This is a genomic window from Pseudonocardia sp., assembly GCF_025465255.1.
Classification (GTDB): domain Bacteria; phylum Actinomycetota; class Actinomycetes; order Mycobacteriales; family Pseudonocardiaceae; genus Pseudonocardia.
Genome location: NZ_JAODNI010000184.1, coordinates 1 through 15,108, shown reverse-complemented (window position 1 = coordinate 15,108; position 15,108 = coordinate 1). Strand labels below are relative to the sequence as shown.

The following is a 15,108-nucleotide window of genomic DNA, read 5'->3' as shown; positions in this document are numbered from 1 at the left end:
GCGATCAAAACTCAGCAAGGAGGTGACGGTCACCCGCTTACCTCCGACGTCATCGACCGGCCGCCCGCGACGCCGGATGCTCATGAGGTGCCCGGCCGGGGCACGGACACCCAGGAGGACACCATGACCGCCTATGCCATCGCCCACCTGCGCAGCGTCGACCTGAACGCCTCGATCGTGGAGTACCTGACCCGCATCGACGCGACACTCGAGCCGCACGGGGGCGCCTTCGTCGTGCACGGCGCCACGCCCGACGTCCTCGAGGACGAGTTCCCCGGCACCGTCGTGGTGATCGGCTTCCCGACCCTCGACGACGCCCGCGCCTGGTACGACTCGCCCGCCTACCGGGCGATCCTGCCGCTGCGCACCGAGAACTCCGACGGGACGGCGTTCCTCGTCGAGGGCGTGGCCGCCGGCTACCGTGCGGACTCGTTCCTCACGAAGGCGTGAGGCTCAGTGCCGGTGGCCGGTGTGCTCCGCCGGCCGCCGGAGCATCGCCAGCACCATCGCCGGGAGCATGAGCACGTGGCCCGCCAGGATCACGCCCTCCCCGGAGAGCACACCCGCCCAGTACGGCACGAGGAGCAGCACGAACGGCACGTACATGGCGAGCGCACCGACGGCCGCGGCGCGGGCGGCGACCAGACCGGGCTCGCGTACTGGCTCTGCCCACCCGCCCGGCGGACCGGCAGGACCGGCTCGCGGGCGATCGCCTGCTCGACGAGCGCGAGCGCCAGGTCCATCCCGGCGGTCACGCCCGCCGAGGTCCAGATCCGGCCGGCCCGCACGAAGATCGGGTCCGGCCGGACTTCGACCTCGGGGTGCTCGGCGGCGAACCGCCCCGCCGCGCGCCAGTGCGTCGTGGCCGGCAGCCCGTCGAGCAGTCCGGCGCGGGCGAGCAGGAAGGATCCTGTGCAGACGGACACGATCCGCTCCGCGCGTGCCGCCGCCTGCCGGATCCACGCGACGAGCACCGGCGTGTCGAGCTCACGCGTGCCACCCCCGCCCGGGACCAGCAGCGTGCCGCGCTCGCCCACGAACTCGACCTCGTAGCCCGCCTTCCCCCGCAGCACCCAGGTGGCGATGCGCAGGACCTCGTGCGGCCCCACGGCGTCCAGGGCTGGATGCCGTCGAAGACCGGGACGAGGACGCGATGCAGGGCCACGCCACAGCGGTGGCGGGGCCCGTGGATGGCGTCAACGACGGGCTCCCCTCGGATCCCGCCATCGGCAGGACGCGGGCATCAGGGGTGACCCCGGACGGGAGGGGCTGCGATGATCGCCGCGTGGCACGCAGACACGCTCCGGTGCGGAACCTGGTCTGGGCCGAGCGGGCGGCGGAGGCCGAGCGCGCCGTCCGGAGCCGCTCGGTGCGCCGGCTCGCCGGCGTCGTCCAGGGGACCCGGATCGGGCGGGTCGCCGCGAACCGTCCGGCGAGCCCGCACACCCTGCTCGGTCCGTGGCACTACTGGTGGCAGGCGCACCTGCTGGACTGCCTGCTCGACGCCCAGCTGCGCGAGCCCTCGGACCGCCGCGGCCGCGAGCTCGCCGCGCTCGTCCGCGGGATCCGGCTGCGCAACCTCGGCCGCTGGACCAACGACTACTACGACGACATCGCCTGGTTGGGCCTGGTCGTGCGCCGGGCCGGCGTCCGGCTCCGGAGGACCGGGCCGAAGGCCGTCGCCGCGATCACCGCACGGCTGCGCGCGGGCCACACCCCGGCCGGCGGTGGCGGCATCTGGTGGCGCCGGGGCGACGACTTCAAGAACGCCCCGGCGAACGGTCCGGCGGCGATCCTGCTGGCCAGGACCGGGGACGTCGCCCGCGCCGTCGCGATCGTCGACTGGATGGCCGCGACGCTCGTCGACCCGGACACCGGCCTGGTCCGGGACGGGATCCGGCCCGACCCGGTCACGGGGGTCTGGACGGTCGAGGGCATCGCCTACACCTACTGCCAGGGTGTCTACCTAGGCGCCTGCGTCGAGCTGGCCGAACGCGACGGGGACCCGCGCTGGGCGCGCCGCGCCGCCGCCGTCGTCGAGGCGGTCCGGGAGCACCTGGCGGAGCCCGACGGGGTGATCGGCGGCTACGACGACGGCGGGGACGGTGGCCTGTTCAACGGCATCCTGGTCCGCTACCTGGCGGACGCGGCGGTCCGGCTGCCGGCGCTCGCCCCCACGGCCGCGCACCTGGTGACGGCGAGCGCGGAGCGGGCATGGGAGAACCGGGCCACCGACGCGTCCGGCCCGGTGTTCGCCCACGACTGGCGGCGTCCCGCGCGTCAGCCGCGAGCCGGGACCCCGGAGTCCGCGCTGTCCGTGCAGCTCTCGGGCTGGATGCTGCTCGAGGCCGCCGCCCGCCTGGAACGGGGCCGGTAGTGGATCAGATCTGTCCGGGCGAGGGTTCGGCAGAGCTGTCGTCGACGGGCTTGCGCATCTCCTGACGGAACCGCACCAGCCCCAGCACCGTCCCGATCACGAAGAACGCGATCGCCCCGACGACGACCACGTGCTTGACCCACGGGACGCCGTCCAGCGCCCCGGCGCCGTAGAAGCCGAGCATCATCAGCGTCGGCACCCAGAGGAGCGCCCCGACGGCGTTGGCCACGATGAACCTCCGGTTGTCCATCCGCGCGGCCCCCGCGATCATCGGCGCCAGGGTGCGGATCCAGGGGATCCACCGGGCGACGACGATCGACCAGAAGCCTCGCCGGTCCAGGAACGCCCCGGTCCGGTCCAGGTTCGCCCGGTTGAGCATCTTCCCGTCCTTGCGGGCCAGCAGCCGGGTCCCGGTGTAGCGCCCGACGAGGTAGCCGACCTGGTTGCCGGCCACCGCGACGCCGGTGGCGACCGCGGCGAGCAGCCAGGCGCCGCCCTCGTGGCCGTGCGCCGCGAGCACGACGCCCGCGGCGACCAGCAGGGAGTCCCCGGGCAGGAACAGCCCGACGACGAACGCACACTCCAGGAACACGAAGGTCAGGACGACGATCCAGACGGTGACCGGCCCCGCGGAACCGAGCGGCTCGAAGGCGAGGTAGTGGTCTGCTGCGAGCGTCATCGTCGTCTCGGATCTCCTGACGGGGCGCCGGGAGGAGGTTCGCCCGGCGCCGTCGCGTGCATCAGCGGGCGTGCGCGCCCTTGGGGCGGTCGCGCCGTGCCCGCAGGATCTCGATGATGATCGGGACCACCGAGAGGAGCACGATGAGGATGAGCATCAGCTCGATGTTGTTCTTGACGACGTCGAACTGGCCGAGGAAGTAGCCGAGCACCGTGACGCCGGCAGCCCAGGCGACGCCGCCGATCAGCGAGTACGTCAGGTAGCGCTTGGCCTCCATCTGCCCGACGCCCGCCATGACGGTGATGAAGGTCCGGACGACCGGGACGAACCGGCCCAGCACGATCGCCCGGTTGCCGTACTTGTCGAAGAACTCCTGGGTCTTCGCCACGTGGCTCGGCTTGAACAGCCTGCTCTTCGGCTTGTCGAAGATCGCGGGCCCGGCCTTGCGGCCGATCGCGTACCCCGTGGCGTTCCCGGCGAACGCGGCCACGATCAGGATCAGGCAGGTGAGCCACAGCGGCGTCCTGATCGCGCCGCTCGCCACGAACAGGCCCGCCGTGAACAGCAGCGAGTCACCGGGCAGGAAGAAGCCGAGGAGCAGGCCGCACTCGGCGAAGACGATCAGCGCCAGGCCGACGAGCGCCCAGGGGCCGAGCCATTCGATGATGGTGTCGGGCTTCAGCCATTCGGGGCCGAGCGCGAGGGTCGTGGTGGCGAGAGGCGTCACGGGGCATGACGGTACCGGTCGGGCCCGTCAGCCGATCGTGGGCAGTACTCCCGGGAGCAGGATCGAGATCAGCGCGAGCCCGCACCCGAGCACCGCGCCGGCCAGCAGGGCGATCAGCAACGGCCAGAGGATCGGCCCGAGCGCGCTCGCGGACGTCTGGCGGGCGACACCGGGGGCCGGCCGCCCCGCTCCCGGCGGGCCGGGGGCGCGCGGCGGCGGTGGCAGCGTTGACGGCTGGTCCCGGGTGGCCGACGAGGCGGGGGCCGGCACGTGGGGCACGGAGCCGCCGGACTGCGACGCGTGGGCGCGCAGTGCCTCGGCCAGCCGCTGCTCCGGATCCGGCGCGGCGTACGGCTGGGGTGCTCCCTGCCGGCTCATGGCGTCCCCGTCCTCATTCAGCGTCCCCCGGATCGTTCCGCGAGCACCCGGGCGACCGTGTCGAGCGCCCGGCTGGCGGTCGACTTCACGGTGCCCCGGCTGATCCCGGCGGACTCGGCGATCTCCGCCTCCGAGAGCCCACCGTAGTAGCGCAGCACGAGGACCTCACGCTGTCGGGGCGGGAGCGACGCCAGGGCGTCGACCACCGACTGGTGTTCCGCGGACAGCATGGCCAGCGACTCCGCGGAGCGCGCGTTGACCCCGTGCGGCGCCACGTACTCCCGGGCGGTGCGGCGGCGCCGGAGAACGGACCGCGACCCGTTGACGACCGCGGTGCGCAGGTACGCGACGGCGGCGGCCTCGTCCCGCAGCCCCGACCAGTGCCGGTGCAGGCCGGTGAAGGCCTCCTGCACGACGTCCTCGGCGGTGGCGGGCTGGTCCACGAGCAGGACGGCCAGCCGGATGAGCCGCATCCGGTGGTCCCGGTAGAGGTCCGCGAGCGTCAGCGGGGCCGGTGGTGCACCCGTCGGCGGGGCCGCGGGCGGGGCCACCGTCGGGTCCGGGCGGCTGTCGATCCGCCGCAGTCGGGTGAGGGTGCGCTCGACAGCACCCTCGGCGCCGCTGTCCCCCGCGGCGTCGAGCCGGCCGTCGATCCAGCCCTCGATCCGGTCCCCCACGCCGTCAGCTTAACGGCGAGGTCGATCAGGGGTCCTCACCGCGCGTCCCGGGTAGGCGATACTGACTGCCGAAATCCGTGGACGTCGAGGAGGTCAACCATGCCGATCGCCACTCCCGAGATCTACAACGAGATGCTGGACAAGGCGAAGAGCGGCGAGTACGCCTATCCCGCCATCAACGTGACCAGCACGGAGACGCTGAACGCGGCCCTGCGCGGCTTCGCCGAGGCGGGCAGCGACGGCATCGTCCAGGTGTCCACCGGCGGTGCCGAGTTCCTCTCCGGGACCCGGGTCAAGGACATGGTCACGGGTGCGGTCGGGCTGGCCGAGTTCGCCCATGCGGTCGCGGACAGGTACCCGATCAACGTGGCGTTGCACACCGACCACTGCCCCAAGGACAAGCTGGACAGCTTCGTCCGGCCGCTCATCAAGATTAGCCAGGAGCGCGTCGCGAAGGGCCTGAACCCGCTCTTCCAGTCCCACATGTGGGACGGCTCGGCGGTGGAGCTCGAGGAGAACCTGAAGATCGCGGCGGAGCTGCTCGAGGAGGCGGCGAAGGCGAAGATCATCCTCGAGGTCGAGATCGGTGTCGTGGGCGGCGAGGAGGACGGCGTCGCGCACGACATCAACGAGAAGCTCTACACCGCGCCGGGCGACTACGAGCGCGTGGTCGAGATGCTCGGCGCCGGGGAGAAGGGCCGCTACCTGCTGGCCGCGACCTTCGGCAACGTGCACGGCGTCTATAAGCCGGGCAACGTCAAGCTCCGCCCGGAGATCCTGAAGCAGGGTCAGGAGGTCGCACGGGAGAAGCTCGGCCTGAGCCACGGCGAGAAGCCGTTCGACCTGGTCTTCCACGGCGGCTCCGGCTCGCTCCTGGAGGAGATCCACGAGGCGCTCACCTACGGCGTCGTGAAGATGAACGTGGACACCGACACCCAGTACGCGTTCACCCGGCCCATCGCCGACCACATGTTCAAGAACTACGACGGCGTGCTGAAGGTGGACGGCGAGGTCGGTAACAAGAAGGCCTACGACCCGCGCGTCTACATGAAGAAGGCCGAGGTCGCGATGTCCGAGCGCGTCATCGAGGCCTGTGAGAACCTGAAGTCCGCCGGGAAGTCGCTGGCGGGCTGACCCGCGGGGATGCTCCGGGCCCGAGGGGGCAGGATGTCGGCATGAGTGTGCACGGCAACCTTCTCGGCCCGGAGCCGACCCGCCTCCCGATCGACCCCGCGGCGGCCGCGCTGGAGAACGGTGAGGACCCGGCCGACGTGGCCGCGGCCAGCCCGACGTCGGTGATCGCCTGGGCCACCCTCGCCGAGAACTCCCTCGCCGAGGGCGCCTCGATCACCGCCTACGCGTACGCCCGCACCGGGTACCACCGCGGCCTGGATCAGCTCCGGCGCAACGGTTGGAAGGGCTTCGGCCCGATCCCGTGGTCGCACGAGCCCAACCGCGGCGTCCTGCGGGCGCTCGCCGCGCTGCTGCGCGCGTCCGAGGCGATCGGCGAGACGGACGAGGTCGAACGCCTCCGCGCCTTCATCGCGGAGTCCGATCCCACGGCGCCGGCCGCACTCGGCCTGGCCTGACGGCCGTGCTCCGCCGGATTCGCTCCCGGGCCCGCACGCGGCTGGAGCTCGGCGGACGGCGGCTGCGGGTCTCGGCGCTGCCGATCCTGCAGTGCTCCGTGGCGGCCGGGATCGCCTGGTGGGTCGCGAACGACCTGGTCGGGCACGACCGGCCCTTCTTCGCGCCGATCGCCGCGGTCCTGTGCCTCGGCGTCTCCCTCGGGACGCGGCGCCGGCGGGTGGTCGAGCTCGTCGTCGGCGTCAGCCTCGGCGTGCTCGTCGGGGACCTGCTGATCTCCGCGATCGGCTCGGGGACCTGGCAGATCGCGCTGGTCGTGGCGCTGGCGATGGCGGCCGCGGTGTTCACCGACGGGGCCACGCTGATCGTCGCACAGGCCGGCTCGTCCGCCGTGCTCGTCGCGACGCTGCTGCCGCCCGGAGGCGTCGGTGGGGTCAACCGCGCCCTCGACGCGGTGATCGGCGGCGCGGTGGGGCTGCTCGTCGCCGCCGTCCTGCCGTCGCACCCGCTCGGCCCCGTCCGCCGGCAGGCCCACGCGGTGCTCGACGAGCTCGCGGGCGTCCTGTTCGGCATCGCGGACGCCCTGCGCGGACGGGACGCGGAAGCGGCGAGCGCGGCGCTCGCCCGGGCCCGGCGGAGCCAGCCCCTGATCGACGCGCTGCGGGCCGCCCTGGCCTCCGGCCGCGAGGTGACGTCGGTGGCCCCCCTGCGCCGCCCGCACCGGCGCACGCTGCTCCGGTTCACGGAGCTCGCCGAGCGCACGGACTACGCGATGCGCAACGCCCGGGTGCTCGCCCGGCGCGCGCTCACGGCCATCGGGGACGACGAGCCCGCGGTCGAGGACCTGGCCGACGCCGTCGCGCAGCTGGGCGCGGCGGTGCAGAAGCTGACCGAGCAGATCGGCGAGGACGGGGACCGGGCGAAGGCCCGCGAACCGATCCTCGAGCTCGTCCACGACTCGCCGGTCCTCGGGGACGGGGCCGGTGACCGCGGAGTGTCCGAGCAGGTCATGATCGCGCAGCTCCGCTCGATCGCGATCGACCTGCTGCAGGCCACGGGCCTGACCCGGCAGGAGGCCCAGGCCGCCCTGCGCGCCCACCTCTGAGAGGTGCGCGGGTGTGCGCAGAGCGCTCTGCGCACACCCGCGCACCTCTCAGAGGTGGGCGCGCAGGGCGGCCTGGGCCTCCTGCCGGGTCAGGCCCGTGGCCTGCAGCAGGTCGATCGCGATCGAGCGGAGCTGCGCGATCATGACCTGCTCGGACACTCCGCGGTCACCGGCCCCGTCCCCGAGGACCGGCGAGTCGTGGACGAGCTCGAGGATCGGTTCGCGGGCCTTCGCCCGGTCCCCGTCCTCGCCGATCTGCTCGGTCAGCTTCTGCACCGCCGCGCCCAGCTGCGCGACGGCGTCGGCCAGGTCCTCGACCGCGGGCTCGTCGTCCCCGATGGCCGTGAGCGCGCGCCGGGCGAGCACCCGGGCGTTGCGCATCGCGTAGTCCGTGCGCTCGGCGAGCTCCGTGAACCGGAGCAGCGTGCGCCGGTGCGGGCGGCGCAGGGGGGCCACCGACGTCACCTCGCGGCCGGAGGCCAGGGCGGCCCGCAGCGCGTCGATCAGGGGCTGGCTCCGCCGGGCCCGGGCGAGCGCCGCGCTCGCCGCTTCCGCGTCCCGTCCGCGCAGGGCGTCCGCGATGCCGAACAGGACGCCCGCGAGCTCGTCGAGCACCGCGTGGGCCTGCCGGCGGACGGGGCCGAGCGGGTGCGACGGCAGGACGGCGGCGACGAGCAGCCCCACCGCGCCGCCGATCACCGCGTCGAGGGCGCGGTTGACCCCACCGACGCCTCCGGGCGGCAGCAGCGTCGCGACGAGCACGGCGGACGAGCCGGCCTGTGCGACGATCAGCGTGGCCCCGTCGGTGAACACCGCGGCCGCCATCGCCAGCGCCACGACCAGCGCGATCTGCCAGGTCCCCGAGCCGATCGCGGAGATCAGCAGGTCCCCGACGAGCACGCCGAGGCTGACGCCGACGACGAGCTCGACCACCCGCCGGCGCCGCGTCCCGAGGGAGACGCCGAGGCACAGGACCGCGGCGATCGGCGCGAAGAAGGGCCGGTCGTGCCCGACCAGGTCGTTCGCGACCCACCAGGCGATCCCGGCCGCCACGGAGCACTGCAGGATCGGCAGCGCCGAGACCCGCAGCCGCCGTCCGCCGAGCTCCAGCCGCGTGCGGGCCCGGGAGCGAATCCGGCGGAGCACGGCCGTCAGGCCAGGCCGAGTGCGGCCGGCGCCGTGGGATCGGACTCCGCGATGAAGGCGCGGAGGCGTTCGACCTCGTCCGTCTCGCCGATCGCCTCGGACGCGCGCAGCAGCGCGGCGAGCGCCCGCAGGACGCCGCGGTTGGGCTCGTGCGACCACGGGATCGGGCCGAAGCCCTTCCAACCGTTGCGCCGGAGCTGATCCAGGCCGCGGTGGTACCCGGTGCGGGCGTACGCGTAGGCGGTGATCGAGGCGCCCTCGGCGAGGGAGTTCTCGGCGAGGGTGGCCCAGGCGATCACCGACGTCGGGCTGGCCGCGGCCACGTCGGCCGGGTCCTCACCGTTCTCCAGCGCGGCCGCCGCGGGGTCGATCGGGAGGCGGGTCGGCTCCGGGCCGAGAAGGTTGCCGTGCACACTCATGCCGACATCCTGCCCCCTCGGGCCCGGAGCATCCCCGCGGGTCAGCCCGCCAGCGACTTCCCGGCGGACTTCAGGTTCTCACAGGCCTCGATGACGCGCTCGGACATCGCGACCTCGGCCTTCTTCATGTAGACGCGCGGGTCGTAGGCCTTCTTGTTACCGACCTCGCCGTCCACCTTCAGCACGCCGTCGTAGTTCTTGAACATGTGGTCGGCGATGGGCCGGGTGAACGCGTACTGGGTGTCGGTGTCCACGTTCATCTTCACGACGCCGTAGGTGAGCGCCTCGTGGATCTCCTCCAGGAGCGAGCCGGAGCCGCCGTGGAAGACCAGGTCGAACGGCTTCTCGCCGTGGCTCAGGCCGAGCTTCTCCCGTGCGACCTCCTGACCCTGCTTCAGGATCTCCGGGCGGAGCTTGACGTTGCCCGGCTTATAGACGCCGTGCACGTTGCCGAAGGTCGCGGCCAGCAGGTAGCGGCCCTTCTCCCCGGCGCCGAGCATCTCGACCACGCGCTCGTAGTCGCCCGGCGCGGTGTAGAGCTTCTCGTTGATGTCGTGCGCGACGCCGTCCTCCTCGCCGCCCACGACACCGATCTCGACCTCGAGGATGATCTTCGCCTTCGCCGCCTCCTCGAGCAGCTCCGCCGCGATCTTCAGGTTCTCCTCGAGCTCCACCGCCGAGCCGTCCCACATGTGGGACTGGAAGAGCGGGTTCAGGCCCTTCGCGACGCGCTCCTGGCTAATCTTGATGAGCGGCCGGACGAAGCTGTCCAGCTTGTCCTTGGGGCAGTGGTCGGTGTGCAACGCCACGTTGATCGGGTACCTGTCCGCGACCGCATGGGCGAACTCGGCCAGCCCGACCGCACCCGTGACCATGTCCTTGACCCGGGTCCCGGAGAGGAACTCGGCACCGCCGGTGGACACCTGGACGATGCCGTCGCTGCCCGCCTCGGCGAAGCCGCGCAGGGCCGCGTTCAGCGTCTCCGTGCTGGTCACGTTGATGGCGGGATAGGCGTACTCGCCGCTCTTCGCCTTGTCCAGCATCTCGTTGTAGATCTCGGGAGTGGCGATCGGCATGGTTGACCTCCTCGACGTCCACGGATTTCGGCAGTCAGTATCGCCTACCCGGGACGCGCGGTGAGGACCCCTGATCGACCTCGCCGTTAAGCTGACGGCGTGGGGGACCGGATCGAGGGCTGGATCGACGGCCGGCTCGACGCCGCGGGGGACAGCGGCGCCGAGGGTGCTGTCGAGCGCACCCTCACCCGACTGCGGCGGATCGACAGCCGCCCGGACCCGACGGTGGCCCCGCCCGCGGCCCCGCCGACGGGTGCACCACCGGCCCCGCTGACGCTCGCGGACCTCTACCGGGACCACCGGATGCGGCTCATCCGGCTGGCCGTCCTGCTCGTGGACCAGCCCGCCACCGCCGAGGACGTCGTGCAGGAGGCCTTCACCGGCCTGCACCGGCACTGGTCGGGGCTGCGGGACGAGGCCGCCGCCGTCGCGTACCTGCGCACCGCGGTCGTCAACGGGTCGCGGTCCGTTCTCCGGCGCCGCCGCACCGCCCGGGAGTACGTGGCGCCGCACGGGGTCAACGCGCGCTCCGCGGAGTCGCTGGCCATGCTGTCCGCGGAACACCAGTCGGTGGTCGACGCCCTGGCGTCGCTCCCGCCCCGACAGCGTGAGGTCCTCGTGCTGCGCTACTACGGTGGGCTCTCGGAGGCGGAGATCGCCGAGTCCGCCGGGATCAGCCGGGGCACCGTGAAGTCGACCGCCAGCCGGGCGCTCGACACGGTCGCCCGGGTGCTCGCGGAACGATCCGGGGGACGCTGAATGAGGACGGGGACGCCATGAGCCGGCAGGGAGCACCCCAGCCGTACGCCGCGCCGGATCCGGAGCAGCGGCTGGCCGAGGCACTGCGCGCCCACGCGTCGCAGTCCGGCGGCTCCGTGCCCCACGTGCCGGCCCCCGCCTCGTCGGCCACCCGGGACCAGCCGTCAACGCTGCCACCGCCGCCGCGCGCCCCCGGCCCGCCGGGAGCGGGGCGGCCGGCCCCCGGTGTCGCCCGCCAGACGTCCGCGAGCGCGCTCGGGCCGATCCTCTGGCCGTTGCTGATCGCCCTGCTGGCCGGCGCGGTGCTCGGGTGCGGGCTCGCGCTGATCTCGATCCTGCTCCCGGGAGTACTGCCCACGATCGGCTGACGGGCCCGACCGGTACCGTCATGCCCCGTGACGCCTCTCGCCACCACGACCCTCGCGCTCGGCCCCGAATGGCTGAAGCCCGACACCATCATCGAATGGCTCGGCCCCTGGGCGCTCGTCGGCCTGGCGCTGATCGTCTTCGCCGAGTGCGGCCTGCTCCTCGGCTTCTTCCTGCCCGGTGACTCGCTGCTGTTCACGGCGGGCCTGTTCGTGGCGAGCGGCGCGATCAGGACGCCGCTGTGGCTCACCTGCCTGATCCTGATCGTGGCCGCGTTCGCCGGGAACGCCACGGGGTACGCGATCGGCCGCAAGGCCGGGCCCGCGATCTTCGACAAGCCGAAGAGCAGGCTGTTCAAGCCGAGCCACGTGGCGAAGACCCAGGAGTTCTTCGACAAGTACGGCAACCGGGCGATCGTGCTGGGCCGGTTCGTCCCGGTCGTCCGGACCTTCATCACCGTCATGGCGGGCGTCGGGCAGATGGAGGCCAAGCGCTACCTGACGTACTCGCTGATCGGCGGCGTCGCCTGGGCTGCCGGCGTCACGGTGCTCGGCTACTTCCTCGGCCAGTTCGACGTCGTCAAGAACAACATCGAGCTGATGCTCATCCTCATCGTGCTCCTCTCGGTGGTCCCGATCATCATCGAGATCCTGCGGGCACGGCGCGACCGCCCCAAGGGCGCGCACGCCCGCTGATGCACGCGACGGCGCCGGGCGAACCTCCTCCCGGCGCCCCGTCAGGAGATCCGAGACGACGATGACGCTCGCAGCAGACCACTACCTCGCCTTCGAGCCGCTCGGTTCCGCGGGGCCGGTCACCGTCTGGATCGTCGTCCTGACCTTCGTGTTCCTGGAGTGTGCGTTCGTCGTCGGGCTGTTCCTGCCCGGGGACTCCCTGCTGGTCGCCGCGGGCGTCGTGCTCGCGGCGCACGGCCACGAGGGCGGCGCCTGGCTGCTCGCCGCGGTCGCCACCGGCGTCGCGGTGGCCGGCAACCAGGTCGGCTACCTCGTCGGGCGCTACACCGGGACCCGGCTGCTGGCCCGCAAGGACGGGAAGATGCTCAACCGGGCGAACCTGGACCGGACCGGGGCGTTCCTGGACCGGCGAGGCTTCTGGTCGATCGTCGTCGCCCGGTGGATCCCCTGGATCCGCACCCTGGCGCCGATGATCGCGGGGGCCGCGCGGATGGACAACCGGAGGTTCATCGTGGCCAACGCCGTCGGGGCGCTCCTCTGGGTGCCGACGCTGATGATGCTCGGCTTCTACGGCGCCGGGGCGCTGGACGGCGTCCCGTGGGTCAAGCACGTGGTCGTCGTCGGGGCGATCGCGTTCTTCGTGATCGGGACGGTGCTGGGGCTGGTGCGGTTCCGTCAGGAGATGCGCAAGCCCGTCGACGACAGCTCTGCCGAACCCTCGCCCGGACAGATCTGATCCACTACCGGCCCCGTTCCAGGCGGGCGGCGGCCTCGAGCAGCATCCAGCCCGAGAGCTGCACGGACAGCGCGGACTCCGGGGTCCCGGCTCGCGGCTGACGCGCGGGACGCCGCCAGTCGTGGGCGAACACCGGGCCGGACGCGTCGGTGGCCCGGTTCTCCCATGCCCGCTCCGCGCTCGCCGTCACCAGGTGCGCGGCCGTGGGGGCGAGCGCCGGCAGCCGGACCGCCGCGTCCGCCAGGTAGCGGACCAGGATGCCGTTGAACAGGCCACCGTCCCCGCCGTCGTCGTAGCCGCCGATCACCCCGTCGGGCTCCGCCAGGTGCTCCCGGACCGCCTCGACGACGGCGGCGGCGCGGCGCGCCCAGCGCGGGTCCCCGTCGCGTTCGGCCAGCTCGACGCAGGCGCCTAGGTAGACACCCTGGCAGTAGGTGTAGGCGATGCCCTCGACCGTCCAGACCCCCGTGACCGGGTCGGGCCGGATCCCGTCCCGGACCAGGCCGGTGTCCGGGTCGACGAGCGTCGCGGCCATCCAGTCGACGATCGCGACGGCGCGGGCGACGTCCCCGGTCCTGGCCAGCAGGATCGCCGCCGGACCGTTCGCCGGGGCGTTCTTGAAGTCGTCGCCCCGGCGCCACCAGATGCCGCCACCGCCGGCCGGGGTGTGGCCCGCGCGCAGCCGTGCGGTGATCGCGGCGACGGCCTTCGGCCCGGTCCTCCGGAGCCGGACGCCGGCCCGGCGCACGACCAGGCCCAACCAGGCGATGTCGTCGTAGTAGTCGTTGGTCCAGCGGCCGAGGTTGCGCAGCCGGATCCCGCGGACGAGCGCGGCGAGCTCGCGGCCGCGGCGGTCCGAGGGCTCGCGCAGCTGGGCGTCGAGCAGGCAGTCCAGCAGGTGCGCCTGCCACCAGTAGTGCCACGGACCGAGCAGGGTGTGCGGGCTCGCCGGACGGTTCGCGGCGACCCGCCCGATCCGGGTCCCCTGGACGACGCCGGCGAGCCGGCGCACCGAGCGGCTCCGGACGGCGCGCTCGGCCTCCGCCGCCCGCTCGGCCCAGACCAGGTTCCGCACCGGAGCGTGTCTGCGTGCCACGCGGCGATCATCGCAGCCCCTCCCGTCCGGGGTCACCCCTGATGCCCGCGTCCTGCCGATGGCGGGATCCGAGGGGAGCCCGTCGTTGACGCCATCCACGGGCCCCGCCACCGCTGTGGCGTGGCCCTGCATCGCGTCCTCGTCCCGGTCTTCGACGGCATCCAGCCCTGGACGCCGTGGGGCCGCACGAGGTCCTGCGCATCGCCACCTGGGTGCTGCGGGGGAAGGCGGGCTACGAGGTCGAGTTCGTGGGCGAGCGCGGCACGCTGCTGGTCCCGGGCGGGGGTGGCACGCGTGAGCTCGACACGCCGGTGCTCGTCGCGTGGATCCGGCAGGCGGCGGCACGCGCGGAGCGGATCGTGTCCGTCTGCACAGGATCCTTCCTGCTCGCCCGCGCCGGACTGCTCGACGGGCTGCCGGCCACGACGCACTGGCGCGCGGCGGGGCGGTTCGCCGCCGAGCACCCCGAGGTCGAAGTCCGGCCGGACCCGATCTTCGTGCGGGCCGGCCGGATCTGGACCTCGGCGGGCGTGACCGCCGGGATGGACCTGGCGCTCGCGCTCGTCGAGCAGGCGATCGCCCGCGAGCCGGTCCTGCCGGTCCGCCGGGCGGGTGGGCAGAGCCAGTACGCGAGCCCGGTCTGGTCGCCGCCCGCGCCGCGGCCGTCGGTGCGCTCGCCATGTACGTGCCGTTCGTGCTGCTCCTCGTGCCGTACTGGGCGGGTGTGCTCTCCGGGGAGGGCGTGATCCTGGCGGGCCACGTGCTCATGCTCCCGGCGATGGTGCTGGCGATGCTCCGGCGGCCGGCGGAGCACACCGGCCACCGGCACTGAGCCTCACGCCTTCGTGAGGAACGAGTCCGCACGGTAGCCGGCGGCCACGCCCTCGACGAGGAACGCCGTCCCGTCGGAGTTCTCGGTGCGCAGCGGCAGGATCGCCCGGTAGGCGGGCGAGTCGTACCAGGCGCGGGCGTCGTCGAGGGTCGGGAAGCCGATCACCACGACGGTGCCGGGGAACTCGTCCTCGAGGACGTCGGGCGTGGCGCCGTGCACGACGAAGGCGCCCCCGTGCGGCTCGAGTGTCGCGTCGATGCGGGTCAGGTACTCCACGATCGAGGCGTTCAGGTCGACGCTGCGCAGGTGGGCGATGGCATAGGCGGTCATGGTGTCCTCCTGGGTGTCCGTGCCCCGGCCGGGCACCTCATGAGCATCCGGCGTCGCGGGCGGCCGGTCGATGACGTCGGAGGTAAGCGGGTGACCGTCACCTCCTTGCTGAGTTTTGATCGC

At 73.2% G+C, this 15,108-nt stretch carries 20 protein-coding genes; 10 read left to right on the top strand and 10 right to left on the bottom strand.

Features of this window, described 5'->3' with window-relative positions; translation table 11 throughout:
* The coding region (locus JWP64_RS22315; protein WP_297500385.1) for a DUF1330 domain-containing protein at positions 1-450 on the top strand (450 nt) is incomplete at its 5' end.
* A gap of 89 nt (positions 451-539) precedes the next feature.
* Here the strand turns inward: JWP64_RS22315 and JWP64_RS22320 are convergent.
* Entirely contained in the window at positions 540-1,109 is a 570-nt protein-coding gene (locus tag JWP64_RS22320; RefSeq protein ID WP_297500388.1) for a DJ-1/PfpI family protein, read from the bottom strand.
* A gap of 176 nt (positions 1,110-1,285) precedes the next feature.
* On the opposite strand from JWP64_RS22320, the gene JWP64_RS22325 reads away from it, so the two are divergent.
* A complete protein-coding gene (locus tag JWP64_RS22325; RefSeq protein WP_297500391.1) occupies positions 1,286-2,377 on the top strand; it encodes a glycoside hydrolase family 76 protein in 1,092 nt (363 codons plus the stop codon).
* Positions 2,378-2,381: 4 nt separating this feature from the next.
* Here JWP64_RS22325 and JWP64_RS22330 read toward each other — a convergent pair whose 3' ends face one another.
* From JWP64_RS22330 to JWP64_RS22345, 4 genes are all read right to left on the bottom strand, one after another.
* Entirely contained in the window at positions 2,382-3,056 is a 675-nt protein-coding gene (locus JWP64_RS22330) for a DedA family protein (RefSeq protein ID WP_297500394.1), read from the bottom strand.
* 61 nt (positions 3,057-3,117) lie between these two features.
* The gene (locus tag JWP64_RS22335; RefSeq protein WP_297500397.1) at positions 3,118-3,783 is read right to left on the bottom strand and encodes a VTT domain-containing protein; all 666 of its coding nucleotides are present in this window, start codon (positions 3,781-3,783) and stop codon (positions 3,118-3,120) included.
* A gap of 27 nt (positions 3,784-3,810) precedes the next feature.
* On the bottom strand, positions 3,811-4,161 hold the full coding sequence (locus tag JWP64_RS22340; RefSeq protein ID WP_297500400.1) for a hypothetical protein: 351 nt from the start codon (positions 4,159-4,161) through the stop codon (positions 3,811-3,813).
* Positions 4,162-4,178: 17 nt separating this feature from the next.
* The gene (locus tag JWP64_RS22345; RefSeq protein WP_297500403.1) at positions 4,179-4,838 is read right to left on the bottom strand and encodes a SigE family RNA polymerase sigma factor; all 660 of its coding nucleotides are present in this window, start codon (positions 4,836-4,838) and stop codon (positions 4,179-4,181) included.
* A 99-nt stretch (positions 4,839-4,937) separates the two neighbouring features.
* On the opposite strand from JWP64_RS22345, the gene fbaA (JWP64_RS22350) reads away from it, so the two are divergent.
* From fbaA (JWP64_RS22350) to JWP64_RS22360, 3 genes are read left to right on the top strand one after another with little or no spacing between them, the layout of a single operon-like run.
* Entirely contained in the window at positions 4,938-5,972 is a 1,035-nt protein-coding gene (fbaA, locus tag JWP64_RS22350) for a class II fructose-bisphosphate aldolase (protein ID WP_297500406.1), read from the top strand.
* Between the two features lie 41 nt (positions 5,973-6,013).
* On the top strand, positions 6,014-6,427 hold the full coding sequence (locus tag JWP64_RS22355) for a DUF3151 domain-containing protein (RefSeq protein WP_297500409.1): 414 nt from the start codon (positions 6,014-6,016) through the stop codon (positions 6,425-6,427).
* Between the two features lie 5 nt (positions 6,428-6,432).
* Positions 6,433-7,530, top strand: coding sequence for an FUSC family protein (locus JWP64_RS22360; RefSeq protein ID WP_297500412.1), 1,098 nt, complete (start codon positions 6,433-6,435; stop codon positions 7,528-7,530).
* A 48-nt stretch (positions 7,531-7,578) separates the two neighbouring features.
* On the opposite strand, the gene JWP64_RS22365 is transcribed toward JWP64_RS22360, so the two are convergent.
* Genes JWP64_RS22365 through fbaA (JWP64_RS22375) form a run of 3 tightly spaced genes read right to left on the bottom strand, consistent with a single transcriptional unit; the run spans position 7,579 to position 10,171 of the window.
* On the bottom strand, positions 7,579-8,676 hold the full coding sequence (locus JWP64_RS22365; RefSeq protein ID WP_297500412.1) for an FUSC family protein: 1,098 nt from the start codon (positions 8,674-8,676) through the stop codon (positions 7,579-7,581).
* 5 nt (positions 8,677-8,681) lie between these two features.
* Positions 8,682-9,095, bottom strand: coding sequence for a DUF3151 domain-containing protein (locus tag JWP64_RS22370; protein WP_297500409.1), 414 nt, complete (start codon positions 9,093-9,095; stop codon positions 8,682-8,684).
* Between the two features lie 41 nt (positions 9,096-9,136).
* Positions 9,137-10,171, bottom strand: coding sequence for a class II fructose-bisphosphate aldolase (fbaA, locus tag JWP64_RS22375; protein WP_297500406.1), 1,035 nt, complete (start codon positions 10,169-10,171; stop codon positions 9,137-9,139).
* Between the two features lie 99 nt (positions 10,172-10,270).
* On the opposite strand from fbaA (JWP64_RS22375), the gene JWP64_RS22380 reads away from it, so the two are divergent.
* From JWP64_RS22380 to JWP64_RS22395, 4 genes are all read left to right on the top strand, one after another.
* Positions 10,271-10,930, top strand: a complete 660-nt coding sequence (locus JWP64_RS22380; RefSeq protein ID WP_297500403.1) for a SigE family RNA polymerase sigma factor — start codon at positions 10,271-10,273, stop codon at positions 10,928-10,930.
* A gap of 17 nt (positions 10,931-10,947) precedes the next feature.
* Positions 10,948-11,298 (top strand): hypothetical protein, encoded by a 351-nt coding sequence (locus JWP64_RS22385; RefSeq protein WP_297500400.1) that lies wholly within the window; start codon positions 10,948-10,950, stop codon positions 11,296-11,298.
* A 27-nt stretch (positions 11,299-11,325) separates the two neighbouring features.
* Positions 11,326-11,991, top strand: coding sequence for a VTT domain-containing protein (locus tag JWP64_RS22390; RefSeq protein ID WP_297500397.1), 666 nt, complete (start codon positions 11,326-11,328; stop codon positions 11,989-11,991).
* Between the two features lie 61 nt (positions 11,992-12,052).
* Entirely contained in the window at positions 12,053-12,727 is a 675-nt protein-coding gene (locus tag JWP64_RS22395) for a DedA family protein (protein WP_297500394.1), read from the top strand.
* A 4-nt stretch (positions 12,728-12,731) separates the two neighbouring features.
* On the opposite strand, the gene JWP64_RS22400 is transcribed toward JWP64_RS22395, so the two are convergent.
* A complete protein-coding gene (locus JWP64_RS22400; protein WP_297500391.1) occupies positions 12,732-13,823 on the bottom strand; it encodes a glycoside hydrolase family 76 protein in 1,092 nt (363 codons plus the stop codon).
* Between the two features lie 176 nt (positions 13,824-13,999).
* Here JWP64_RS22400 and JWP64_RS22405 point away from each other — a divergent pair, with 176 nt between their 5' ends.
* Positions 14,000-14,569 (top strand): DJ-1/PfpI family protein, encoded by a 570-nt coding sequence (locus JWP64_RS22405; RefSeq protein ID WP_297500388.1) that lies wholly within the window; start codon positions 14,000-14,002, stop codon positions 14,567-14,569.
* Between the two features lie 89 nt (positions 14,570-14,658).
* Here JWP64_RS22405 and JWP64_RS22410 read toward each other — a convergent pair.
* Positions 14,659-15,108 (bottom strand): DUF1330 domain-containing protein (locus tag JWP64_RS22410; protein WP_297500385.1); only part of this gene is annotated, 450 nt, incomplete at its 5' end.

Coding starts and splice junctions, on each gene's coding strand:
- JWP64_RS22330 (WP_297500394.1), bottom strand. CDS start 3,056: ATGACGCTCGCAGCAGACCACTACCTCGCCTTCGAGCCGCTCGGTTCC.
- JWP64_RS22340 (WP_297500400.1), bottom strand. CDS start 4,161: ATGAGCCGGCAGGGAGCACCCCAGCCGTACGCCGCGCCGGATCCGGAG.
- fbaA (WP_297500406.1), top strand. CDS start 4,938: ATGCCGATCGCCACTCCCGAGATCTACAACGAGATGCTGGACAAGGCG.
- JWP64_RS22355 (WP_297500409.1), top strand. CDS start 6,014: ATGAGTGTGCACGGCAACCTTCTCGGCCCGGAGCCGACCCGCCTCCCG.
- JWP64_RS22370 (WP_297500409.1), bottom strand. CDS start 9,095: ATGAGTGTGCACGGCAACCTTCTCGGCCCGGAGCCGACCCGCCTCCCG.
- fbaA (WP_297500406.1), bottom strand. CDS start 10,171: ATGCCGATCGCCACTCCCGAGATCTACAACGAGATGCTGGACAAGGCG.
- JWP64_RS22385 (WP_297500400.1), top strand. CDS start 10,948: ATGAGCCGGCAGGGAGCACCCCAGCCGTACGCCGCGCCGGATCCGGAG.
- JWP64_RS22395 (WP_297500394.1), top strand. CDS start 12,053: ATGACGCTCGCAGCAGACCACTACCTCGCCTTCGAGCCGCTCGGTTCC.